Origin of the sequence: Sulfurimonas sp. (assembly GCF_047622445.1) — a bacterium.
Classification (GTDB): domain Bacteria; phylum Campylobacterota; class Campylobacteria; order Campylobacterales; family Sulfurimonadaceae; genus Sulfurimonas.
This window is the reverse complement of record NZ_JBLHOE010000001.1, coordinates 1-25,456: the sequence shown is the minus strand read 5'-3', so window position 1 is coordinate 25,456 and position 25,456 is coordinate 1. Positions and strand designations below refer to the sequence as shown.

The 25,456-nt window shown below is 34.1% G+C and carries 20 protein-coding genes and 5 tRNA genes; 5 read left to right on the top strand and 20 right to left on the bottom strand.

The genetic code is table 11. The features are described from left to right. Positions 1 to 160: 160 nt before the first annotated feature. The 16 genes from rpoC to ACI9TV_RS00050 form a co-directional block, all read right to left on the bottom strand. Positions 161 to 4,681: a DNA-directed RNA polymerase subunit beta' gene (rpoC, locus tag ACI9TV_RS00125; protein WP_415248722.1), complete on the bottom strand. Its 4,521-nt coding sequence runs from the start codon at positions 4,679 to 4,681 to the stop codon at positions 161 to 163. Beyond that, on the bottom strand, positions 4,674 to 8,822 hold the full coding sequence (gene rpoB / locus ACI9TV_RS00120) for a DNA-directed RNA polymerase subunit beta (protein ID WP_415248721.1): 4,149 nt from the start codon (positions 8,820 to 8,822) through the stop codon (positions 4,674 to 4,676). Before rpoB ends, rpoC begins: the two co-directional genes overlap by 8 nt. A 226-nt stretch (positions 8,823 to 9,048) precedes the next feature. Beyond that, a complete protein-coding gene (gene rplL, locus ACI9TV_RS00115) occupies positions 9,049 to 9,417 on the bottom strand; it encodes a 50S ribosomal protein L7/L12 (RefSeq protein ID WP_415248720.1) in 369 nt (122 codons plus the stop codon). Positions 9,418 to 9,592: 175 nt separating this feature from the next. After that, complete coding sequence (gene rplJ / locus ACI9TV_RS00110; RefSeq protein ID WP_415248719.1) at positions 9,593 to 10,078, bottom strand: 50S ribosomal protein L10; 486 nt, start codon at positions 10,076 to 10,078, stop codon at positions 9,593 to 9,595. Between the two features lie 255 nt (positions 10,079 to 10,333). Next, positions 10,334 to 11,026: a 50S ribosomal protein L1 gene (rplA, locus tag ACI9TV_RS00105; RefSeq protein ID WP_415248718.1), complete on the bottom strand. Its 693-nt coding sequence runs from the start codon at positions 11,024 to 11,026 to the stop codon at positions 10,334 to 10,336. A gap of 73 nt (positions 11,027 to 11,099) precedes the next feature. After that, positions 11,100 to 11,525: a 50S ribosomal protein L11 gene (rplK, locus tag ACI9TV_RS00100; protein ID WP_415248717.1), complete on the bottom strand. Its 426-nt coding sequence runs from the start codon at positions 11,523 to 11,525 to the stop codon at positions 11,100 to 11,102. A 115-nt stretch (positions 11,526 to 11,640) separates the two neighbouring features. Further along, positions 11,641 to 12,168: a transcription termination/antitermination protein NusG gene (gene nusG, locus ACI9TV_RS00095; RefSeq protein WP_415248716.1), complete on the bottom strand. Its 528-nt coding sequence runs from the start codon at positions 12,166 to 12,168 to the stop codon at positions 11,641 to 11,643. 9 nt (positions 12,169 to 12,177) lie between these two features. Next, a complete protein-coding gene (secE, locus tag ACI9TV_RS00090; protein WP_415248715.1) occupies positions 12,178 to 12,357 on the bottom strand; it encodes a preprotein translocase subunit SecE in 180 nt (59 codons plus the stop codon). A gap of 69 nt (positions 12,358 to 12,426) precedes the next feature. Next, a tRNA-Trp gene (locus tag ACI9TV_RS00085) sits at positions 12,427 to 12,502 on the bottom strand. A 36-nt stretch (positions 12,503 to 12,538) separates the two neighbouring features. Next, complete coding sequence (gene rpmG, locus ACI9TV_RS00080; protein ID WP_008338881.1) at positions 12,539 to 12,691, bottom strand: 50S ribosomal protein L33; 153 nt, start codon at positions 12,689 to 12,691, stop codon at positions 12,539 to 12,541. A gap of 43 nt (positions 12,692 to 12,734) precedes the next feature. After that, positions 12,735 to 13,934 (bottom strand): elongation factor Tu, encoded by a 1,200-nt coding sequence (gene tuf / locus ACI9TV_RS00075; RefSeq protein WP_415248714.1) that lies wholly within the window; start codon positions 13,932 to 13,934, stop codon positions 12,735 to 12,737. Between the two features lie 90 nt (positions 13,935 to 14,024). Beyond that, a tRNA-Thr gene (locus tag ACI9TV_RS00070) sits at positions 14,025 to 14,099 on the bottom strand. Positions 14,100 to 14,273: 174 nt separating this feature from the next. After that, positions 14,274 to 14,349, bottom strand: a tRNA-Gly gene (locus tag ACI9TV_RS00065). A 14-nt stretch (positions 14,350 to 14,363) separates the two neighbouring features. Continuing rightward, positions 14,364 to 14,448, bottom strand: a tRNA-Tyr gene (locus ACI9TV_RS00060). 58 nt (positions 14,449 to 14,506) lie between these two features. Further along, positions 14,507 to 14,583, bottom strand: a tRNA-Thr gene (locus tag ACI9TV_RS00055). Between the two features lie 56 nt (positions 14,584 to 14,639). Further along, a complete protein-coding gene (locus ACI9TV_RS00050) occupies positions 14,640 to 16,562 on the bottom strand; it encodes an HD domain-containing phosphohydrolase (RefSeq protein ID WP_415248713.1) in 1,923 nt (640 codons plus the stop codon). A 113-nt stretch (positions 16,563 to 16,675) separates the two neighbouring features. Between ACI9TV_RS00050 and ACI9TV_RS00045 the strand changes: the two genes are divergently transcribed. From ACI9TV_RS00045 to ACI9TV_RS00030, 4 genes are read left to right on the top strand one after another with little or no spacing between them, the layout of a single operon-like run. After that, complete coding sequence (locus tag ACI9TV_RS00045) at positions 16,676 to 17,995, top strand: tetratricopeptide repeat protein (protein WP_415248712.1); 1,320 nt, start codon at positions 16,676 to 16,678, stop codon at positions 17,993 to 17,995. Positions 17,996 to 18,004: 9 nt separating this feature from the next. Then, positions 18,005 to 19,063, top strand: coding sequence for a FecR domain-containing protein (locus ACI9TV_RS00040; RefSeq protein ID WP_415248711.1), 1,059 nt, complete (start codon positions 18,005 to 18,007; stop codon positions 19,061 to 19,063). Positions 19,064 to 19,075: 12 nt separating this feature from the next. Further along, positions 19,076 to 19,804 (top strand): YaaA family protein, encoded by a 729-nt coding sequence (locus ACI9TV_RS00035; RefSeq protein ID WP_415248710.1) that lies wholly within the window; start codon positions 19,076 to 19,078, stop codon positions 19,802 to 19,804. Between the two features lie 16 nt (positions 19,805 to 19,820). Then, the gene (locus ACI9TV_RS00030) at positions 19,821 to 20,573 is read left to right on the top strand and encodes a TrmH family RNA methyltransferase (RefSeq protein ID WP_415248709.1); all 753 of its coding nucleotides are present in this window, start codon (positions 19,821 to 19,823) and stop codon (positions 20,571 to 20,573) included. Positions 20,574 to 20,579: 6 nt separating this feature from the next. Here ACI9TV_RS00030 and ACI9TV_RS00025 read toward each other — a convergent pair whose 3' ends face one another. From ACI9TV_RS00025 to ACI9TV_RS00015, 3 genes are read right to left on the bottom strand one after another with little or no spacing between them, the layout of a single operon-like run. Then, positions 20,580 to 20,849, bottom strand: a complete 270-nt coding sequence (locus ACI9TV_RS00025; RefSeq protein WP_415248708.1) for a hypothetical protein — start codon at positions 20,847 to 20,849, stop codon at positions 20,580 to 20,582. A gap of 43 nt (positions 20,850 to 20,892) precedes the next feature. Then, the gene (locus ACI9TV_RS00020) at positions 20,893 to 21,213 is read right to left on the bottom strand and encodes a thioredoxin family protein (RefSeq protein WP_415248707.1); all 321 of its coding nucleotides are present in this window, start codon (positions 21,211 to 21,213) and stop codon (positions 20,893 to 20,895) included. A 15-nt stretch (positions 21,214 to 21,228) separates the two neighbouring features. Then, entirely contained in the window at positions 21,229 to 23,484 is a 2,256-nt protein-coding gene (locus ACI9TV_RS00015; protein ID WP_415248706.1) for a CHASE2 domain-containing protein, read from the bottom strand. A 60-nt stretch (positions 23,485 to 23,544) separates the two neighbouring features. Between ACI9TV_RS00015 and ACI9TV_RS00010 the strand changes: the two genes are divergently transcribed. After that, positions 23,545 to 24,453, top strand: coding sequence for an AEC family transporter (locus ACI9TV_RS00010; RefSeq protein WP_415248705.1), 909 nt, complete (start codon positions 23,545 to 23,547; stop codon positions 24,451 to 24,453). Positions 24,454 to 24,495: 42 nt separating this feature from the next. Here the strand turns inward: ACI9TV_RS00010 and ACI9TV_RS00005 are convergent. After that, positions 24,496 to 25,456: hypothetical protein (locus tag ACI9TV_RS00005; RefSeq protein ID WP_415248704.1), on the bottom strand; the 961-nt coding region annotated here is incomplete at its 5' end.

Genomic DNA, 25,456 nt, shown 5'->3' with positions numbered 1-25,456 from the left:
GTAGAATTTAATCCTCTAATTTTTTAGAGAATTATAGACACGAGATAATACAGAAAAATGAATTAAAGCTAGCTTATTTTAAGGGTATATTAAAGAAAAATGAATGAGGTGGGAAAATTACTCCTACGCTATGCGTAAGAGTAAGAATGAAGGATACTATCTATTCTTCTTCTTCATCCGAATGAAACATAACTTCTTGATCTTTGTAAATACCAGTTCCAACAGGAATAGTACGACCAATAATAACATTTTCTTTCAGGTTATTTAAATCGTCCACTTTAGCTGAAACGGCAGCCTCTGTAAGAACTTTTGTAGTATCTTGGAATGATGCAGCTGAGATAATACTATCTGCTGATACTGCAGCTCTTGTGATACCAACTAAGAATGGCTCAGCAATTGAAGGACGACCACCAAGACGAATAATTTTTTCATTCTCTTGTGCAAATTTCGCTTTAGAAATTAAATCTCCTTCAATAAACTTCGTGTCTCCAGATTTAACAATCTTTACCTGACGTAACATTTGAGTAAAAATAACTTCAATATGCTTATCAGCAATATTAACACCTTGAGAACGGTATACTTGTTGTACTTCAGAAACAAGATAATTATACAGTGCTTTAACACCCATAATACGAAGTAGTTCGTGTGAAGAGATGATACCAGAAGTCAATCTCTCTCCAGCATGAACAAAGTCTCCAAGACTTACAACTGCAACATGCGATTTATCAACAAAGTACTCTTTAACGATACCTTGATCAGATGCAATTACAATTCTAACTTTTCCACGAAGTGGCTTACCAAAACTAACTACACCATCTATTTCAGAAATAAGTGCAGTTGCTTTAGGACGACGTCCCTCAAATAGTTCAGATACTCTAGGAAGACCCCCTGTAATATCTGATGATTTTTGAAGTGCTTTTGGTGTTTTTGCAATAATATCTGCAATTTTAACCTGTGCGCCATCTTCAACAAATAATGAAGACTTAGAATTAACTGCATAACGCAATAACTCGCCATCAGTTGTAGCAATTACAACAGTTGGTTTATATTCTGTTGGAATATGATCATTAATCATTACACGAGTTTTACCAGTAAGTTCATCTAACTGCTCTGTAGCAGTTGTTCCGACAATAATATCTTCAAAAGCAACTGTACCATCAGATTCAGAGATAACAGGATTAGAATATGGATCCCATTCAGCAATTACAACTGATTCATCTGATGCTGGTTTTGCTAACAGAGTATTTGCTTCAACAGCTTCATCATCATTTGCAACAATAACAGAACCACGAGCGATATAATGTCTTACAGCTTCACGATTGTTTACATCGACAACAGTAGCGAAAAGACCTTTTTCAATTACTTCGTATCCAGCTTTAAGACCTTCAAATCTTTCTAAGAAGTCACCTTTAAGTAAAAAGTACTTCACAGTACCCTCTTCTTTAGCAAGAATTTTTTGCGTTACAGGAGCACCATCAGCAACGGCTAGTTCTGATGCATAAGGAACACGACTTGGTACATTCCAACCATCTTTAATAGTCTCAACAATTGACTCATCTTCTGCTACTTCAGTTCCAGTTTCGTATGGGAAGTAATACTTACCATCAATCTGTCCACCAACACCAGCAAGTTCATTTGGTTTAGCAATTTCATTTTTTCGTAAAGAATAACGAACAGTCTCTTTACCAATTACACTTACTAAAACTTCATCATGAATAGTTTGAATCTCAAGCTTACCTTTAAATGGTGCTTTTATCTTAGGTTCAACAAGTAAAACAGCCGCATTACGACGGTTAGCTACAATGTTTTTACCCTCTTTAGACTTATACGTTTTTACGTTATAGTAACGAATAAACCCTTCTTTTTCTGCAACAACTTGACGTTCTTGTGCAGTAGAAGATGCAGTTCCCCCAACGTGGAATGTTCTAAGTGTAAGCTGAGTACCAGGTTCTCCAATTGATTGAGCAGCTACAATACCTACAGCTTCACCCGTACGAACTATATGACCAGTAGCAAGATTCACACCATAACACAAGGCACAAATACCATTTTTACTTTTACACGTAGTAGGCGTTCTAATATGCGCTGTTTTAATTCCAGCTTCTGAAATAACTTTTGCAGACACTTCATCAAGTAAAGTACCCTCAGCAAATAAAATTTCATTTGATATAGGATCAATTACATCATCAGCTAAAACTCTACCATTCAATCTGTCTTCCAAAGATTCTATTAAAGTATTTTGATCAGAGATATCTGAAATCTCAATACCTTCATGTGTATGGCAATCATGTTCAACAACTTTAACATTTTGCGCAACATCAACAAGTTTACGAGTAAGATAACCCGCATTTGCTGTTTTAAGTGCTGTATCGGCAAGACCTTTACGAGCACCGTGAGTTGAAATAAAGTACTCAATTACATTAAGTCCTTCTTTAAAGTTTGAAATAATTGGAGTTTCAATAATATCACCACTAGGCTTAGCCATAAGACCACGCATACCAGCAAGTTGACGAATTTGTGCAGCAGAACCACGAGCACCAGAATCAGCCATCATATGAATAGAATTAAAACCTTCTTTATCATTTTGAACAAGATCCATCATCTCAGTAGCAAGAGTATTGTTTGTATCAGTCCAAACATCAATAATTTTATTATATCTTTCTTGTTCTGTTAGAAGACCCGCTTCAAATTGTTTTTGTATCTCAATAACTCTAGCTTTAGAATCAGCAATTTTTTCAGCTTTCATTGCAGGGATACGGATATCATCTGCTGAAATTGATACACCTGATTCAGTCGCATGCTTAAAACCTAAATCTTTAAGTTTATCAAGAAAACCAGCAGTAATACCAATACCACCATGCTTTTGAACATAATCAACTATTTCGTTGATATATTTTTTCTTCATTACTCTGTTCCATAATTCTGAAGGAACAAAATCTGGTAGTACTGCCTTAAGAAGCATTCTTCCAGCAGTAGTATGAATAATTCTACCATCAACACGTGTTCTAATTTTTGCATGTAAGTCAAGTGCATCATGCTCTAGAGCAATGTTAATTTCATCAACATTAGCAAAAAGTTTATTAGAACCCTTTACTGCATTCTTTTCTAGTGTGATGTAATAGATTCCAAGAACCATATCCTGAGATGGTGTAGCAATTGCCTTACCAGATGCAGGAAGCATAATATTCATAGACGCAAGCATAAGTACTTTACATTCAGCAATAGCAGCCGTAGATAAAGGTACGTGAACAGCCATTTGATCCCCATCAAAATCGGCATTAAATGCCGCACAAACTAATGGGTGAAGCTGAATTGCTTTTCCATCAATAAGGATAGGATGGAATGCTTGAATAGAAAGCTTATGAAGAGTTGGTGCACGGTTAAGCATAATCGGATAACCATCAACAATCTCAGCTAGACATTCCCAAACTTCGTTTGTTTTGTCTTCAATCATTTTTTTAGCAGCTTTTACTGTAGTTGCATAACCTTTATCTTCTAGTTTTGCAATTAAGTGCGGCTTAAATAGCTCAAGAGCCATTTTCTTAGGTAGACCACACTGATCCATAGTAAGTGACGGTCCAACAACAATTACAGAACGTCCTGAAAAGTCAACACGCTTACCAAGTAAGTTTTGACGGAAACGTCCTTGCTTACCTTTAATAATCTCAGATAATGATTTAAGAGGACGTTTGTTAGCACCCTTAACAGCATTAGCACGACGACCATTGTCAAATAATGCATCAACAGATTCTTGTAACATACGTTTTTCATTACGTACAATAATCTCAGGAGCTTCAAGTTCAACTAAACGTTTAAGTCTTTGGTTACGATTAATAACACGACGATATAAATCATTAACATCAGAAACTGCAAACTTACCACCATCAAGTGAAACAAGTGGACGTAAATCTGGTGGAAGAACAGGTAAAACTGTTAACATCATCCATGCAGGATTATTTCCAGAATTTAAGAATGATTCAATAACTTTAAGACGCTTATTAATAGTTTTCTTTTTAGCTTCTGATTTTGTCTGAGTAAGTGCTTCTTTAAGATTAGTGAATAAATCAACTAAGTCAATTGATTCAAGTAAATCACGAATAACTTCACCACCCATACGAGCTTTGAAACCTAATGCATCAAATCTTTGAACAAGAGTTCTGTATTGCTCTTCGTTTAAAACATCATACTGAAGTACTGGAGTTTTTGCTTCCGCATCATAATATGCTTCACCACCAGACTCAACAATATACGCTTCATAATAAAGCACACGTTCAAGGTCTTTCATCTTGATACCAAGTAAAGTACCAATTCTTGAAGGTAATGAACTTACATACCAAATGTGTGCAACAGGAGTTACAAGTTCGATATGACCCATACGAGTACGTCTTACTTTTGTAGATGTTACTTCAACACCACATTTTTCACATACTACACCTTTGTAACGCATCTTTTTATATTTACCACAAAGACACTCATAGTCTCTTACAGGACCAAAGATTTTTGCACAAAATAATCCATCACGCTCAGGTTTTAATGTACGGTAGTTAATAGTCTCAGGCTTTTTTACTTCACCATGACTCCAAGACATTACCTTTTCAGGTGATGCAAGACGGAATTGTAGTTGTTTAATATCTTTTGGTCTTTTGTCTTCGGTTACTTCTACTGGTACTAATTTACTCATCGTCTTCTACCTCGTCCATAATCTCTACATCAAGTGCTAGTGCTTGAAGTTCTTTTGTTAATACAAACAGTGTTTCTGGAATTCCAGAGGCTGGTACTAGTTCACCTTTTGTAATTGCTTTATAAGCGCGAACACGACCATCAACATCATCAGATTTAATAGTAAGCATTTCTTTAAGAACTGCAGAAGCACCATATGCTTCAAGAGCCCAAACTTCCATCTCTCCAAATCTTTGTCCACCAAAGAGTGCTTTACCACCAACTGGTTGTTGTGTAACAAGTGAGTATGGTCCAGTTGAACGTGCGTGAATTTTCTCATCAACAAGGTGATGAAGTTTAAGTATGTACATATACCCTACATTAACACGCTCTTTAATTTTTTCACCAGTAAGACCATTATAAACTACAGTTTTACCATCAACATCCATCTTAGCAAGTTCAAATAATTTATCAAACTCAGCCTGATTAACACCCTCAAAAATTGGAGTAGCAAAACGAACACCACCAATAGCCCAATCTCTCGCATGTTTCAAGAATGTTTCATCATCCATATCGCCAATAACTTTAGCTGCATTCATTAATCCTGCAATATCAGCAATTGCAATCATCTTTGAACGCATATTTTCTACAAAATCAGCTTGTTTTGTTTCAAACTGCTCAAGTATTTGGTTACCTAGTTCACGTCCAGCCATACCAAGATGCATCTCTAAAATCTGACCGATATTCATACGTGATGGAACCCCAAGTGGATTTAAACATACATCAACTGCACGTCCATCTTCCATATAAGGCATATCAACTTCAGGAACGATTATAGAAACAATACCTTTATTTCCGTGACGACCAGCCATTTTATCACCAACTTTTAGTTGACGTTTAGTAGCAATATATATTTTTACATACTTTACAACACCGTTTGGAAGGATGTCGTCTTTTTCAAGTATAGTAAGTTTTTCTTCATGCTCATCTCTAAAAACTCTCTTTTGTTTTTGGAAATAGTTTTTAGTTTTTGTATATTCACCTTGAATATCTTCGCTAAATGATTTAACAATCGCATTCATAGCAAAACGACTTACTTCTACTAAATCTCCACCATTAATGGTATCACCCGCTTTATAGTCAGTCTCAGCAATTGTAATATCGTTTTGTAAAGTCTCTTTTGTTAAAAGTTTAGTAACTCTTAACATTTCTTCTTTATCAATCATAAGTAGTCTATCATAGTGCTCACGTTCTAAGTAATCACGCTCTTCTTTTTCTAATTCAAGTGTACGAGGATCTTTATCGTAACCTTTTTTCGTGAAAATTTTAACATCAACGATAACACCTTCCATTGAAGGAGCACAATATAATGATTTATTTACAACATGACCAGCTTTTTCACCAAAAATTGCACGAAGTAATCTTTCTTCAGGAGTTGGCTTCACTTCACCTTTTGGAGAAACTTTACCAACTAAAATCATGCCGCCTTCAACATGTGTTCCAATTTTTACTATACCAGACTCATCAAGATGTGCTAATTCGTCGTCTCTCACATTAGGAATATCACGAGTAATCTCTTCAACTCCATGCTTAAGTTCACGTGCTTCAAGTTCTTTTTCATAAATATGCACAGAAGTAAATGCATCTTTACGAATGAGTCTCTCTGAAATTACAATTGCATCCTCAAAGTTATAACCATTCCAAGGCATGAAAGCAACCATAGCATTTACACCAAGTGCAAGTTCACCTTGATCCATATTTGGACCATCAGCAATAACTTGACCAGATTCTACATGCTCACCAACTTTAACAATTGGTTTTTGTGCAAAAGATGTGTTTTGATTTGTTCTAAGGTTTTTAGTTAATGGATAGTAATCAATATAGATTTCACCATTATCATCACCCATCACATAAATATGTTTACCATCAACTTTTTCAATCACACCAGAACGTTTTGCTTTTACACATTCCCACGCATCACGAGCAACAAGTTTTTCAACACCAGTTCCAACCATAGGAGAGAATGGTCTTAAAAGTGGTACTGCTTGACGTTGCATATTTGAACCCATAAGTGCACGATTGGCATCATCATGTTCTAAGAACGGGATAAGTGATGCAGCTACACCAACAACCATATGTGAAGAAAGGTCAGCATATTGACATTCAGTAGGTGGGCGAAGTAAGATTTCACCATCCATTCTTGTTGTAACTAAGTCTTCTATAAATTGACCATTTTCATCAAGTTTATTTGAAGCAGCAGCAATTTTAACACCCTCTTCTTGTGTAGCAGTTAAATATATAACTTCATCACTAACAACACCATCTGTTACAATTTTATATGGTGCTTCAATAAATCCATGTTCATTTACTTTTGAGTATGTAGCAAGAGTATTGATAAGACCAATATTTTGACCCTCTGGAGTCTCAACCGGACAAATTCTACCATAGTGAGTTGGATGAACATCACGCACTTCAAAACCAGCTCTTTCTTTAACAAGTCCACCTTCACCTAGAGCTGACAAACGACGCTTGTGAGTAACTTCTGAAAGTGGATTTGTTTGGTCCATAAACTGAGAAAGTTGTCCACCAGAGAAAAATTCCATAATTGTAGAAGTAATCATTTTTGAGTTAATTAAATCATGTGGCATTAACTCAGACATAGGTCCACTCATCGTAGACAATTTATCACGAATCGCTTTTTGCATTTTGATAAGACCATTATGCAATTCATTACCTAATAGTTCACCAATAGAACGAATACGTCTATTACCTAAATGATCTCTATCATCAATGTGACCTTGACCATTTTTAACTTTAATAACATATTTTACTGATTGAATAATATCTTCATGTGTAAGAACCGTCACATACTCAGGAATATCCATTCCTAATTTATGGTTCATTTTCATACGACCAACACGAGTTAAGTCATATCTCTCTGGATCAAAGAACAGTTGATTAACAAAAGCTTTTGCAGCTTCTTTTGTAACTGGTTCACCTGGTCTCATTACTTTATAGATACGAATTGCAGACAAATCATTTTCATCTTCAATTTCTTCAGTTTGCTTGAGAAGTTTAAGAGAATCAGCATCAGCATTAAATGCATTAAGAACAGAACTATCAACACCATCAGCTAAATCATTTGCAATTTTAAATTCACTTACGCCAATTTCAGCTAATTTCTTCAATTTAGTTTCGTCAATATGAGTCATAGTATCAAAAAGAATTTCACCAGTTTCTGGATCTATAATAGGTTCAGCTAAATATCTCTCAATTAAAATTTCAATAGGATACTGAACTTCTTTTAAACCATCATCAACAAGTTTTTGAGCTTTTTTTACTGAAAGTCTTTTTCCAGCATTTACTAAGATATTAGAATCTGTGTCTAATAAGTCATATCCAATTCTACCAATATAGTCAGCTTGTTTAAATGCAACTGAGAACATGTTCTCAGAGATTTTAATCGTTTGAATTGGATAGAAAAGTTTTAAAATATCTTGTTTCGAATATCCTAAAGCACGGAACATAATTGTAACAGGAACTTTACGACGTTTGTTAATTCTCATATAAAGAATGTCTTTTGGATCATACTCAAAATACAACCACGAACCACGATCTGGAATAATCTGACCAGTATAAATAAGCTTATTTCCAGCAGTAGTCGATTTTTCTTCTTTAAAAATAACACCAGGTGAACGGTGAAGTTGATTTACAACAACTCTTTCAACACCATTAATGATGAATGAAGTTCTATCTGTCATAAGTGGAATATCACGAACAAATATACTTTGTTCTTTAATATCTTTTACACCAAGTTTTTCTTTAGTATTTTCATCTCTATCCCAAAGTACAAGACGAGTTTTCATTCTAAGAGATACAGCGTATGTAAGTCCACGCTCCATACATTCTCTGACTGTGTATTTTGGTTTTCCAACTTCAGAACCAATATACTCAACAGTTAATCTATTTTGAACATCATGGATAGGAAAGACAGATTGGAATACATTTTCAATTCCACTATCAGCTCTATCTTTGTCTTCTAACATTAAGAACTTATCATAAGAACTTTGTTGTAGTTGTAGTAAATTCGGTACTTCAATTTGTTGAGGAGTTTTAGAGAAGTCTACACGAAGACGATTTCCGGAATATAAAGTGTTTAACATAGGCAACCTCGATAAGTGTTAATTAGGGGTTTAAATTTATAAGTTTAAATTTAAACGTATCATATCTAGACGTCTCTAGATAGATTTATGAGCTCTTGAAATGGACTCATTATTTTATAGTGCTTATAAACGACATAAGGGCACTTTTACAAAAGGACAAAATCCCATTGTAAAAGCGCCCAAAAGATGAGAGCCGAAGCTCTCGTGAAAAAGTGTTAGCTAAAAATTATTTAACTTCTACAGTTGCACCAGCTGCTTCTAAAGCAGTTTTTGCTTCTTCAGCAGCATCTTTATCTACAGCTTCTTTGATTGTAGATGGTAAACCTTCACAAGCTTCTTTAGCTTCTTTTAGTCCTAGACCAGTAAGAGCACGAACAGCTTTAATAACACCAATTTTCTTAGCACCAACATCAGTAAGTACTACATCAAATTCAGTTTTTTCAGCAGCAGCTTCACCAGCAACAGCTCCACCAGCAACAGCAACAGGTTGTGCAGATACACCAAATTTTTCTTCAAATTCTTTTACTAATTCAGAAAGTTCTAATACTGAAAGTCCTGAGATAAATTCTAATACGTCTTCTTTAGTTATAGCCATAATATATGTCCTTTAATTTTTTCAAAATTTAAGGAAACCTTTTACTTTATTGTACGCTAAAGGAAATAATTCCTTTAGCTACGCTAACGCTAAGTTTTCCTCGACGGAAAGTCCATCGCACAAGTGCGATTTATTATCCTATTAGTCTGGTAATCAGACAGTCTTTAGAATCGGACTATGCCGCTTCTTCTTCTTTTTTCTCTTTAAGAGCGTTAAGTCCAATTGTAAAGTTAGCAACAGGAGCCATCCAAGTAGCAGCAAGCATACCAAGTAACTCTTCACGTCCTGGAAGTTTAGCGAATGCTTCAACTTTAGCAGCGTCAGCAGCTTCACGATCAATATAAGCAGATTTAATTACAAATAATTCGTTCTTTTTAGCAAAGTCAGATACTACTTTAGAAGTAGCAACTGAATCTTCACCCCAAACAAATATATTTGTATCTTTAATCTCGATACCTTCTAAATCAACATTTTTAAGTGCAATTGTTGCTAAAGTATTTTTAACAACTTGAACTTTTGTATCTTTAGCGCGAGCCATTGCTCTTAATGCTTCTAAATCAGAAACGCCTAAACCTTTATAGTCACATAGAACTACAGCTTGTGCATCTTTAAATTCAGTAGTAAGTACTTCAATAATTTCAGCTTTTTGTGTTTTTGTCATAAAATTTTCTCCTTTTAGACAATCTTCAACAGGAAATTAAGTGTAATTAAACACGCCTATATCTCAAGTCCATAAAATGCAGTTATCATTGTTGTACTTCATAATGAGCGAAGCCCATATAAAGGTAGAGACAAAACATCCCTACGACCCCATAATGCTACAAAAGATAAATCTTTTGTTATTTTAGAAGTCTCAATTAGTGAGTAACTTTATAATGTCCTAACAAAAGCTAGGACACTAAAAACTACTAATTATTTACTTAATATCTGCTAATTCAGCAAGATCAAATTTAACAGCTGGACTCATAGTTAAACTAAGAGCAGCATTTTGAATATAACGACCTTTTGCAGAAGCTGGCTTTTGTTTATTAATAGCAACAATAAAAGCTGTAAGGTTCTCTTGAATTTTTTCAGCACCAAAGCTTGCTTTACCAATACCAGCGTGGATGTTACCTTTTTTATCAACTCTAAAGTTAACTTGGCCACCCTTAACATTTTTAACAGCAGTTGCAACATCTGGAGTTACAGTACCAGTTTTAGGATTTGGCATTAAACCTTTTGGCCCTAGAATACGACCAATTTGTCCAACAAGTCCCATACAATCAGGAGCAGCAACAACAACATCAAAGTTGAATATACCAGCTTTAATATCTGCTACTAAATCGTCAGTACCAACGATATCAGCACCAGCAGCTTTAGCTTCATCAGCTTTAACGCCTTTTGCAAATACTGCAACACGAACTGTTTTACCAGTTCCATTAGGAAGTACTAATGCACCACGTACCATTTGGTCAGCGTGACGAGGATCAACATTTAAATTCATTGCAATTTCAACAGTTTCATCAAACTTTGCACTTTTCAAGTCGCCCATTACAGCTGAAGCTTCAGCTACTGTATAGCCTTTTGTACTATCTATCTTTTCTAATAATGATTTATATCTTTTACTCATTTTCAAATTTCCTTATGTAATTCTTCCACATAATTTTAAATCATTGTGGTGTTGATTTTTTAAAACGTAGTGACTAATCTACTACTTTAATACCCATTGAACGAGCAGTACCCGATAGAGTATTTGCAGCCATATCTTTATCATCAGTATTTAAATCAGCAATTTTAGCATCAACAACTTCCATCAATTGAGCTTTAGTGATTTGACCAACGATAGTTGTTAAAGGATTATCAGTACCTTTTTTAACTCCTGCTGCTTTCATAAGAAGTGCAGATGCAGGTGGTTGCTTTGTAATAAAAGTAAAACTTCTATCAGTATAAACAGTAATAACAACAGGAACTTTGAATCCCATTTTATCTTTTGTCTTTTCGTTAAATGCTTTAGTGAATTCCATGATGTTAACACCACGTTGTCCTAGAGCTGGTCCAACTGGTGGTGCAGGGTTTGCTTTACCAGCATCGATATGTAACTTAATGTAGTCCATTACTTTTTTTGCCATTGTATTTCCTTTTAATATTAATAATGCAACTTGAACAAAGTTCAGCTTGCTACGCTTTTAGCTACGCTAAACTTAAACTTTAAATAAAATCTAAATTTAGCGTACTATAAATTTACTAGATTATTTTTTCAACTTGAGTATAAGGAATATCTACAGGAGTAGCTCTTCCAAAAATTGATACATTTAATTTTAATGTACCATGTTCTAAATCATACTCATCTACTGTTGCTGTAAAGTTTGCAAATGAACCTTCAGTAATACGAACAGTTTCGCCACTTTCAAAATAAACTTTTGGTTTTGGTGCTGCACGGTTGTTAACACGATCAAGAATTACATTAATGTCATGCTCACTTAACGGTGTAGGAATATTTGCTTCACCAATAAAACCAGATACTTTTGGTAAAGATTGAACCATGTGTTGTACTTCAGTGTTTAAGTCAATTTTTGCAAAAACATATCCTGAATATAAAGAGCGCTCTGTTACTTTTTTCTTGCCATCTTTAACTTCAATAACATCTTCAGTTGGAACTATTACTTCTTCTATAAATTCTTGTAATCCATGCTCTTCAATCATGTTAAAGATTGCATCTCTCACTAGTCTGTCATTTCCGTAAGTTTGAATCGAATACCATTGGTGTGCCATAATTTCCCCTTAACCTAGAACTGCTGACATTACTGAGGACATAAATAAATCAACGAGAGCCAAAAATGCGGCGATAACTGTAACAACAATAATTACAGCAATATATGCTTGCTTAACCTGACCTTTTGTAGGAAAGATAACTTTAGTTAATTCTGCTTTTGCATTTCTAATATGTGTGTTTAAATTCATTTATCTTTATCCTAGAGTGACAATTCATTGATTATAAATAAAGCTCGTAAGCTTTACTAATAATAAATGTGGCAGGCGTAGGGGGACTCGAACCCGCAACACCCGGATTTGGAATCCGGTGCTCTACCATTGGAGCTATACGCCTAAAAGGGACAAGCCCTAATCTAAAAAGAGAAACTGATTACAGTTTCATCTCTTTATGAGTTGTATGTTCTCTACAGAACTTACAGTATTTTCTTACTGAAAATTTTTCAGTATGAATTTTCTTATTCTTAGTTGTGTGATAATTACGTCTTGTACATTTCTCACAACCTAAGTGAATTGCTTCTCTCATATTATTTTTACCTTTAAAGAATTAAACAAATCGCAAAAGCGATTTATTTAATGATCTCAGCAACAACACCAGCACCAACAGTTCTACCACCCTCACGGATAGCGAAATTAGTACCTTTTTCCATTGCAATTGGGTGAATTAACTCAGCAGTAATACTTACGTTATCACCTGGCATAACCATCTCAGTACCTTCTGGTAATGTGATTGCACCTGTAACATCAGTAGTACGAACGTAAAACTGAGGACGGTAACCGTTAAAGAATGGAGTATGACGTCCACCTTCATCTTTACTTAGAACATAGATTTCTGCAGTAAATGTAGTGTGAGGAGTAATAGTACCTGGCTTACATAGTACTTGACCACGTTCAACATCGTCTTTACCAATACCACGAACAAGAACACCACAGTTATCACCAGCTAGTGCTTGGTCCATTTCTTTACGGAACATTTCTATACCAGTTACAGTAGTTTTTTGAGTATCACGGATACCAATGATTTCAATTTCTTCACCAATTTTAACAGTTCCACGCTCGATACGTCCAGTAACAACTGTACCACGACCAGAAATTGAGAAAACATCTTCAACTGGCATTAAAAATTCTTTGTCAGTTTCACGAACTGGTTCAGGAATATAATCATCAACAGTTGTCATAAGTGCTTTAATTTTCTCTGACCACTCACCAAGAGTACCAGTTTTTGCTTCTTCAAGAGCTTTAAGAGCTGAACCAATTGTAATTGGAGTATCATCACCTGGGAATTCATACATATCTAGAAGTTCACGGATTTCCATCTCTACTAGTTCAAGTAATTCTTCATCATCAACCATATCTTCTTTATTCATGAAAACAACTAGGTAAGGAACACCAACTTGCTTAGAAAGAAGTATATGCTCACGAGTTTGTGGCATAGGACCATCAGCTGCAGAAACAACTAAAATAGCACCATCCATTTGTGCAGCACCAGTAATCATGTTTTTAACATAATCCGCGTGACCTGGACAGTCAACGTGTGCATAGTGACGCGCATCAGTTTCGTACTCAACGTGTGAAGTAGCGATAGTAATACCACGTTCTCTTTCTTCTGGAGCATTATCGATTGCATCATAATCCATAAGTTCTGCGCCGTTAGTTACTGCTAATACTGCTGTAATTGCAGCTGTTAATGTTGTTTTACCGTGGTCAACGTGTCCAATTGTACCGATGTTAACATGCGGTTTATTACGTTGAAACTTTTCTTTTGCCATAGTGTTCTCCTAGCTTAATTTGTGAATTGAAATGGAATTATATCCAAAAATCATTCAATTATTGCTTAAAGTATATAAATTTTTATATACTGGTGCTGACGGTGGGATTTGAACCCACGGCCTCTTACTTACCAAGCAAGTGCTCTACCCCTGAGCCACGACAGCTAAAAGAGATGTAATGTAAGCAATAATTGCATGATTTTTATTTTTAACAATGATAATAAATTATTAGATTTTTATGTAGAGATGCAAGCTATATAGATAATTATATAATATACTATATATAGAAGTTAATTAACGAAAATTGTACTTCAGCTTCCAGAAGTTTTGTTTTTTTGATGGAGCGGGTGAAGGGATTCGAACCCTCGACAGCCTGCTTGGAAGGCAGGAACTCTAGCCGCTGAGTTACACCCGCATCTAAAACAAAAGTGGTGGTGGGAAGAGGAGTCGAACCTCTGAACCCATAGGGAGCAGATTTACAGTCTGCCGTCGTTGGCCACTTGACTATCCCACCATCGTATAATAACTATATCTTTTCTGGTCTAACACTGTTTCTAATATTCAAATTTCAATGGTGCTGACACGAGGATTCGAACCCCGGGCCTGTTGATTACAAATCAACTGCTCTAGCCAACTGAGCTATGTCAGCATCGAAATTGAGCCAGAATTATAGCCTCTAAGATTCTTAATGTCAAGGCTTTTTGATTAAAATTTAATAATTTCACCATCTTTGGCAATTTTTGCATTTAAATGCCCACAATATTCTTCGATTTCTTGTGTCATTTCTTCTAAGTATAAAGGTTTTATATGATTTATATAGAGGGAGATATTATCTCTTTTTAAAGATTTTAATCTTTCTCCAAGTAGTTTTGGGGTCAGGTGCTTACTTTCTTTTGCCAGACTTTTCATCCTTGAGGGGAAAGAACATTCTATGAGTGCTGATGTTATAGATTCATCTTCATTTAAAATTTCAACTATATTTTCTATAGAATATGTGTCTGCAGTCATAAGTATTGCAGTTTCATTTTTTCTATATATATAACCGCAACTTGGAACAGTATGATCTGTTTTAATTGGACGTATTGATTCTGTATCTGAGAGTGTATATTCTTTATCAAATTCAATTTCTTTATACTGTATACACATGCCATTACCATTGAGTAATTTAATTTTTGAGAAATCTGGCCATATAATGTCATTGAGAAAATGTTTTTGTATAGCTTCTAATGTTGCTGGCAATCCACATAAAGTTATCGGTTCTTGCAAATTATCAAAATAATTATCTATGATATAAGCTATATCAGATATATGATCTAAGTGTGAATGAGTTAACCATATATTATTAATTTTAGCAGATTTTTCTTCAAGACCTACTAATAGATTACCGGCATCTATGACATTTTTTTCATTTAAATAAAATGAACTTGTACCAAAGCCTTTTGCTTTTGTACCATATGCACCTAAAACTTTAATATTCTTTTCATTTTCTTCTGTATCTTCTTTAACCTCTACATACACATCTTTAAAAGTTTCCCGGACGTCAAATATTGCATCAATATTTTCAAAAAATATATCTATAAGGTCAGGATCAAAATGTTTTCCTCTTCCGTCCTTGAAAAGTTTTAAAATTTTCTCATCTTCCCACGCTTTTTTATATACTCTATCAGAGCCCAATGCATCAAATACATCAGCTATAGCTGTTATACGTCCATAAATATGTATATCTTTACCACTCTTGCCCTGTGGATATCCGGTTCCATTCCATTTCTCATGATGCTCATAAGCGACTATAGAAGCAGCTTTTAAAAGCGGTCTCTCTGAGTTATTTGTCATCTGATAACCAAGCTCAGCATGTGTATCCATAATAGCTCTTTCCTGAGCATTAAATCTACCAGGTTTATTTAAAATAGCATCTGGAATTGCAACTTTTCCAATATCATGCATTGGACTTGCTTGCTTTAATAATTCTGCTTCTTCTTTTGGAAGTCCATATGCAAGTGCTAAAATCTTAGAATATTCTGCGACTCTTTTTACATGATTTCCAGTTTCTTTACTTCTACTTTCACCAATAGCACCCATGGTAAATACAACTTCTCTTTGCGTGTCTTCAATCTCTTGTGTCATTTTAACAGCAACTAAAGTTTCAGCTGCATAGGTACTTGCAAGCATAAGTCTCTTCATATCATTATCGTCAAAAGCTTCTTTTTCCCCTTGATGGTTAATAACCTGAAATGCCCCAATTATTTCATCATCATTATCAAACATAGGAATTACCATCATACTTTTTGTAATATAACCTGTTTTTTTATCTATATCTGGATTAAAACGTTTGTCTTGATATACATCTTTTATAATAATTTTTTCTTCATTCACAATTGCTGAGCCAACAATCCCTGAATCAATTGGTAACTCTATAGCATCAATACCATGGGCCACTTTCGTCCATATTGTTTTTTTATCATCACTTACTACCCATACTGTACATCGATCAGAAGATGTTAATGCTCTGCCCATATTTGCTAATACCGCTAAAATATCATCATAATCTCGCAAAGCAGAGACTTCTGTCAAATATATAAATATAAGTTCTAAAATTTCATTTGGATTTAAACTTCTTGCATGTTTCATTATGATTCCAATTGTATGCTTTTTATCATTATATATTTATAATTATTAAAATAAAATTTTCTTTACCATTTATTTGATATACTATATATGCATTTAAATATTTAGGACTAACCATGAAAATCTTATTAGTATTATTATTCATTCTTCCAGTCTATTTACTTTCCAATTCCGTGTATACTCCTAAAGACATTGAAAATTCTTATCAAAAAGGATTGTCATTTTACAAAAAAAATGATTTTACGAAGAGTTATAGATATTTTAAAAACATTTATCTATATAAACTCGCAGATCAAAAGTTCAATTTTTATTTTGGAAAAAGTGCTTACGAAACGGGTAACTACGAAAATGCTTTAGCTGCTTTTGAAAGAGTTGAGATGAATGACACTTCAAATATTCAGAATAAATTAGAAATGGCTCGGGCATTCTCTATGTTGAAAATGTATCAAGATTCTGAAAACACTTATAGAGATGTATTGAAAAACCCTAACTTACCGTCCAATATAAGAACCGATATAGAATTGGCTTTGGCGAGAGTCTCCAACGTTCAAAAAAAGTCTTTTACCTATGCAACACTTAAGGGAGATATACTTTACGATTCAAATGTAAACTATGCTTCACTTAATGATTATACATACGATGGTAATGATTTTAATAAAAGTAGTGCAATATCTGACACAGCTCTTCAAATTTTTGCGAACATTACTAATGTATATGATATTGGATATAAAAATGGATTTGCTATCAAGAATTCAGTATCAATGTACCTTAAAGATTATAGTGACACTATAAATAACAAATATAATATTCAATACTTTAACTATATACCAAGCTTACTTTATAAAGAATCATTATTTACTGCTGAACTTGCATTAGGGCTCGATCTACTCGAAGTTAACAGTAGCAAATATTTATCTTCTATATCTTTATCTCCACAGCTCCAATATAATCATACAAATACACTAAAGAGTCTCATGTACATAAAATATCAAAAAAAAGAATTTGCACAAAAAGCACAGTTTGATTTAGATGCCAACCGTATTGAACTAGCATATGGGCTACAAGATATCTTAACTCCTCGTTCTTATCTCCAAGGTAATTTTAGATATATTTCTGAAAAAAAAATTCGTGGTATAAATACAAATGTTAGTTACAATCAACTGAAATTCGATGCAAGCTATGCAAATCAGTTTACATCAAAGTATAGTTTTAACCTACATGCTCAGATAAGTTCTAAAAAATATAAAGAATTCGACGCTGGATTCAACTCAAGGCGTCAAGATATTGGTAGTTCCGGAACACTAGGGCTAACTATGATTATTATCCCGAATTTACGATTTAAACTTAGTACTACATACCAATATGTCCATTCCAACCAGAATAGGTTTAGTTACCAAAAGTATACAGCTGTTACTGGTTTAGTAAAAACTTTTTAGGAGAATAAAATGAAAATTATACTTTTTTCAATAATACTTTTGAGTCAAATATTATTTGCCAAAAGTGTTGCGAACATTACCGCTTTACGAGGTGAAGCAAATATCCATAGAGATGGGATTATTACTTTAGCAAAACTTGGTTCTGTTTTAGAATCTAAAGATAGGATAACAACAAAAAATAATACAAAAGTTCAGATTATTTTTAAAGATGAGACTATAATTAGTCTAGGTAAGAATAGTGATTTCTCTATAGAAGAGTATCTTTTTGGAGATACACAAGTGCCTATTGCCAAATTTGGTATACTAAAAGGTGCGATGAGGACTATAACAGGTAAGATTGGTAAAATTGCTCCAGAAAAATTTACTGTCGCTACAAAAACAGTAACTATTGGGATTAGAGGAACAAACTTTAGCGTATTTATAAATGAAGATGGCTCATCTCAAGTATTTTGTACGTATGGAGCCATAAGTGTTTCAATTGCCGGAACTACATATATTGTAGATCAAGGTTTCCTCTTAACTCTTACATCACAGGGGAAAGTGAAGATTAAAGAATTTACACCGGTGGACCTGAAACAAGTACAAACACAAAACTTCGCAACAAGTGAAGGAAAAGCTAATCCTACAAAAAATACAAATCATCAAGAAGAAATTCTAAATTCTAAGAATAATACACAGCTAGATAATACAAGAGAAGAATCTGAATCTGCAATAATTGATAGTATTTCAGAAATAATACAGACTGCTGTTCAAGAAGCAGCAATTTCACAAGATATTGAGATAGAGCAAATTACTGAGACGCAGATAGAAGCAGCTCGTCTTGCCGCTGAAGAAGCAGCTCGTCTTGCCGCTGAAGAAGCAGCTCGTCTTGCCGCTGAAGAAGCAGCTCGTCTTGCCGCTGAAGAAGCAGCTCGTCTTGCCGCTGAAGAAGCAGCTCATCTTGCCGCTGAAGAAGCAGCTCGTCTTGCCGCTGAAGAAGCAGCTCGTCTTGCAGCTCATGCTGCCGCAGTAGAAGCAGCAATAAGGGCAGCGGCAGAAGTAGCAGCTCCAGGACAATCATATCCTTAATTTAATCACTAAATGCTAAGAATTTTATTTTCGCCATCAGAAGGCAAGAACTCTGGTGGTTCGCAAGGAAACAAAAGTTTATTCGGTGCAGATGATGCAAGAAATGATATTTTAAATGCCTACAATTCAATTGTGCTCTCAAATGATGAAGATCAAATAAAGACTCTATTTGGGATTAAAAAATTCTCCGATTGTGAGCCTTATATAAATGATATTCATACTTCTGAGCTTATGTGTGCTATACAAAGATACCAAGGGGTCGCATATAACTATCTCGAGTACAACACACTAGATACAAAAGCGCAAGAGTATTTGAAATCACAAACAATAATCTTCTCAAATCTATATGGTCCAATTTTGGGCGGCGATACAATTGCTAATTATAAAGTAAAACAAGGTAACAACATCGGTGAAATAGTACCCGATAAGTTCTATAAAGAGAGATTTACATATCAGCTTGATCTCTATTTGACTAAAGATGAGATTTTAGATTTACGAGCTGGATATTACGATAAATTTTATAAAGTCACAAAACCATATACTACGCTCAAGTTTTTAAAAAATGGAAAAGCTGTAAGTCATTGGGCCAAAGCGTATCGTGGTAAAGTTTTAAGAGAATTGGCTAAACACAACATATCTTCTATCGAAGAGTTTATGGCTTTAGAAATAGATACACTACAAGTAGAAGAAATAAAAGTTACAAAAAACAAAACAGAAGTCATCTATAATATAGTAGATTAATTAAAGGATATCAATAGTGGAAGATTCACAAGAATATAAAGATAAAAAAGCTTTTTTCGAAAAGGTAATTACATTATATGGCCGAAATGTAGTCATAGAAATTTTACAAGACTCAAATATTGAAGTACATAAACTTCATATGGCAGATTCGAACAAAACTGATGGGGCTATACAAACCATTTTAGACTTAGCAAAACAAAGAAATATAGAGATTACGTATCACGCAAAGAAATCTCTTAGTAGAATTAGTAAGAATGCCAAACAAGACCAAGGTGTGGCAATAGATATAATCGCACAATCTTACAAAAATGTAAATGAAATTAAAAACTTAGATACTTTTAAACTCATTGCCCTTGATGGAATTCAAAACCCTCAAAATCTTGGAATGATTATCCGGTCTTGTGCCGCTGGAAATGTTGATGGCATTATCTTACCTAAAAAAGATTCTGCAAAAATTTCGCCACTTGTTATAAAAGCGAGTGCTGGAACACTTTTTAAATTACCTATCTACTTTTGTAATACACTTGATGAAATTTTTAGTAGTTTAAATGATACAAAAATCTATGCTCTGTCTTCTCATGCAAAAAATACAATTTATACAATCGAGAACCATAATAAAAGTATATTTGTTTTAGGAAATGAAAGTGATGGTGTAAGTCGTGAAGTAGAAGCCCTGTGTAATGACTCTCTCTCGATTCCAATGAAACGTGGTGTTGAGTCTTTAAACGTTGCAGTTACAGCTTCACTTATTGCATTTATGCAAAATTAGGATACATTAAAAATTATGTATCCTATCTGGTGTTAAACCAATCTCTTCAAGGAAGTGACGTAACTTTAGTACCTCGTCTTTAGAAAGACTTCCTGAATGATGGAATCCTAAAACGATATCTCTTCCATCAAAAGATATTTTAATCTTATTTGTCTTACTGTGCTCAACTCCACAGCCAAAGTGTTCTAGTGCTGACATCAATTTATTTGTATCAACGTTTGTAGCAACAGGATGTTCAAATATTTTTTCAATTTTTTTAACATGTTGTTTACTCATATAAAATCCTTTTGGGTTTCAGCTATTATACTCCCAAAAAGCTTTACGAAGTCATAATCTCATACGGTCTTTTTATTTCAGAAATAACTTCACCAACACTCATATGGCGAGATTTTCTCAAAAATTCTTTGCCATCTAAAAATACTAAGACTGTTGGTATAGCAAAAACTCCAAAATATGGTGCAATGTCTTCATATACAGATATATCTACACTCTCTATTTTAAACTCTTTAAAGTTTACATCAAGTGCTTCAAGTAGCTTCGGTTTAAGTGAATGGCATACATTACAAGTTGGTGCTGAAAAATACACCATCACTGCTAAATTTTCTTTAATCGTTTTTTCTATATTACTTACTGTTTGCATTTAAGTTCCTCTTTTTTAAGCTTTTGTTTTATGAGCGAATACACCATTAAAATCTACTGGTGGTTCTTCTATATAATGCTCACACCTTTGGATATATATTTTATATATATTTTTGTTTGTTTTATTTGTCCAACTTTCTATCTCTTTAAATATTTTAAGTGCTTCTTCAAATTTTGCATTTTTGTATGCCTCTATTCCAGTATGATAATATTCCAATTCTTCTAAGAGTTGCTCTTTTGCCCCATCATATAATCGAGAGTCTTTGTATTTAACTGGAAGCTCTGCATAATCATGAATCTGCCATATTTCAACTGGTACAGACTGCCCTTTTACAGTTACAAGATCTAAAAATCTAAAAATATATTTTTCATTTGGGATTCTTATCTTTACATAGCTTGAGATATTGCACATTGAATTATAGAATTTACATAACGATTCAAGACGCGCACCCAAGTTTATAGGATCACCAATAGCAGTATAGTCACTTCTACCGCTACTTCCCATCTCTCCAATAATTGCTTTACCAACATTAATCCCTATTCCAATTTCAAGTGGTTCTAGTCCATTCTTTGCGGACATGTTACAGATAGCTTTAAAACGTTTATCTTGCTTAACCTTTACATTAAGAGGACTAACTGCATGAAGCTGTTCTAGTGTAGCGTCTACTGCTTTTTCTACATGATTTTGAACTACTACTGGAGCATTCCAGTATGACATAATTGCATCACCTATAAATTTATCTACTGTTCCTTCATAGTTCATAATAATAGTCGTCATCTCATCCATATACTCATTTAAAAATTCGATGAGTACTTGAGCATCTTCTGCCGCCTCAGAGATATTTGTAAAGTTTCTTACATCTGAGAATGTTACCGTTATCTCATGCTCTTTTGCAATGAACGCATCATCCCTATTTACAGCATTTTTGATAATATCTTCCATAACTTGTGGTGAAACTTTTGAAGCAAATTTCCCCTTAATTAGGTTCTTCTGTCTCGTTTCTAAAAAATAGTTTACAATCACAGAGAGAAGTGCTCCGGACACAAGTGTAAAAATAGGATAAAACAGATTTAAAATCATCCCTTGTGTAAAAAGTATATAGTTGATAACATAGACAAATCCTAAACCAAGAGTTATTATAATAAATGGAAGTAAAAGAGCCCCACTATACCCAACACTCATTACCACGAGTATTGACATAAAAAATATAAGAATTATATTATAAAGTATCGCTTCAGGAGGAATAAATAAAAAATCTTCGTGTAAAATATTGTCTATAACATTTGCGTGTACTTCAACCCCCGGATACAAAGTGTCATAAGGGATGTTTCTTAAATCCAATAAACCACTAGCTGAAGTTCCTATGAGCGCTATCTTATTTTGAATATCTTTTTGATCAAACGTTCCTTTAATAATGTCACTCGCAGAAATATACTTAAAAGTAAAACCAGGCCCTCTAAAATTTACGGCGATACGACCAAATTTATCTGTAGGTATAGAAATATTTCCTAGCTTAATGTTCTTCACACCAAGGTCATCATAAAGCACGCTTACTTTTTTTACACCCTTAATCGCCCTAACAAGTTCAAGTGCTAAAGATGGATACACTCCCATATCGTAACTTGCGGCAAGAGGTACACTCCTGATAACTCCATCAGCATCAGGAGTTGCATTGAAAAAGCCACTCGAATAAGAATTATTTTGAATGATAGGAATATTTTTAATGACACCGGTTGGTTGCAGTAAATACTCTCTAGCTTTTTTCCCTTTTTCTAAAAAAATAGCAGGAATATTTGGAGCTTCTAAATCTTTGTACTGACTATGATTATTAAAGTCAAATGTATAGCCTAAGATCGTTGGTGTTTGCGCTATTATAGATCCAAAAATTTCATCAAAATCAATTTCTTTATCATCTGGAACTATATCTGCAATACCAAGATCATTAATAATTTTCTTCGGACTTGTTCCATCTGGTTCAGGGAACATAATATCAAAACCAATAGCGAGGACACCAGCATTAGTAAGATGAACCAAAAGGGTTCCTAAATCATCTCTACTCCATGGAAACTGTCCAATCTCAGCTAATGATTTTTCATCAATATCAATAATAATAACATTACCAGTTGTCTCAATAACACCTCGGTTTATAAAGAGCATATCACGTAGTTTATTATCAAAAGGTTCAAAGGTACTTGGTAGAAATATATAAAGAGAGATACTCGATACGGCTATAGCAAGTGAGAGAGTAAAATAAATAAAAAACTTTTTCATGTTGATATTATTGTATCATAAAAAGTTCTCTCTTATCGAGCTCACACTATAATTCTTATCATGAGTTCAATAATTTTTTCAGTCCTTAGTATTTACACTTTTATTCTTCTTGGCTTCATTGCTAAAATGAGCTTTAAAGAGCAAATTGATGATAAAACAATTACCCTTATAAATGTTTATTTCCTACAAGTTTTTCTTACCTTTTGGGGTCTTTTAATTAAACCTATCAACATTTCACTCTTATTTGCTCCATCTATATACTTTGGAATAGTTTTTCTTGTTGTTATAGTCTCAGCATTTGTTGCAAAGCTACTCTTTGAGGATAAAAAAGAGTACTCCATTGCGACCGTAGCTGCAATTATTGGAAATACTGGAAACCTAGGTATCCCGATTAATATTGCTATATTTGGCACAGAGTCTATCCCCTACACTACTGTGATAAATTTGGTCAATGTATTCGTCGTTTACACCATCGGTGTGTTTTACTACTCACGAGGGAGTTTCGATACACAAACGTCTTTGAAAAACATCGTTAAACTTCCTATACTTTGGGCAGCTATTCTTGCGATTACGCTTAGTTCTTATGGATATAGACCCGATGGTGCTATCTTAAACATGCTTATGATGGGTGCGTATGCTTCAATGACTATGCAGCTATTTTTATTTGGAATTTATCTTTACGGATCGAAGATTAAAGAGGTTTCCTATACATTAGTTGTTTGGGTTTTAAGTTTTAAGTTTATAGTTCTTCCGCTTATTGCCTTTCTTGTCTTGATAAATTTGGAACTAGATAAGATGGTGAAAGGAATTATCTTTATAGAATTAATGATGCCTTTGGCAGTTGCAAATGTAAACTTAGCTTCTTTATATAATTGCAAACCAAAGCTAGTTACAATCTTAGTGTTTATCTCTTCATTTGTTTTTCTTGGAATTATTTTTCTTGCTATAAATATTTTAGAATATTTATGATTTTGCTATTAGCAATGTGGACATCCATTTCCACACAATATATTAAGCCTGTAGGAGTGTGGCTAAATGCTCTTTCGAGGGGGTGTCCTCTGTAGCTTCTTGAGCTTTGTCGACTACAGCCCTATTTTTTAGCGATGCGAAGTCAATTTGTGAAACATTTCCAACTCTTCCATCTTCATGTAAAAATATTCCTGAACTTTTCATCTCTCCAAGTGTTTGGTTTTGCGCTGTTTTATAGGTAAATTCACTTGACTCAGAATTTAAATATATAGCTCCAATTCCTACTTCACCAAGACCTACTAATTCTTTTTCATTCTTATCTTCGTTCTTAAGCCAAATTTGTAAAGAATCAAAAATCGAATCGTTTTCATCTATCCAAGAATTTGCATCTTCATCATAAGCACTTAGCTCGCCAAAACCATTTCCAGTTAAGGTTCCAAAAAGTTCACTTCCTTGATTTACTTTACCATCTTTATTTTTATCCAATGCTAAAAATCCACTGCCTGAACCAAGCTTGGATATTTGGTCATTCTTTCCATCATTATCTAAATCAAATGAAAAAGTATCATCGAGTAACTGTGGGATAGCACCATCAAGATTAATTACAAGTGGATCAAAAGCAGAATATACATCAATATTATTTTCTACTACAAAATTTCTACTCATTGAAAAATTAAGATTTATATCTAGAGAACCTTTATCTGTCTGAATATTACCTATTGTTGAAAAACTCAGGCTTTCATGTTCCTCGTACTTTTCCATGTAGGACATACGAACATAACCATTTACATTATCTTCTTCTACAGGTTTTGCTGTATCTGTACTAACTCTTTGCTGAAGCATCTTAATAAGGTTGTTGATGATTCCATCTAAAGTACGGTTTTTATCATCTAAAAAAGAACACATACAAGATTCATGTGCAGGGGTAACTTCTTGGGGTTTTTCATCAAATTCTATGCCATTAGGTAGGTCAGTGAAATAAGTTTCAAAACTCATATTTGAC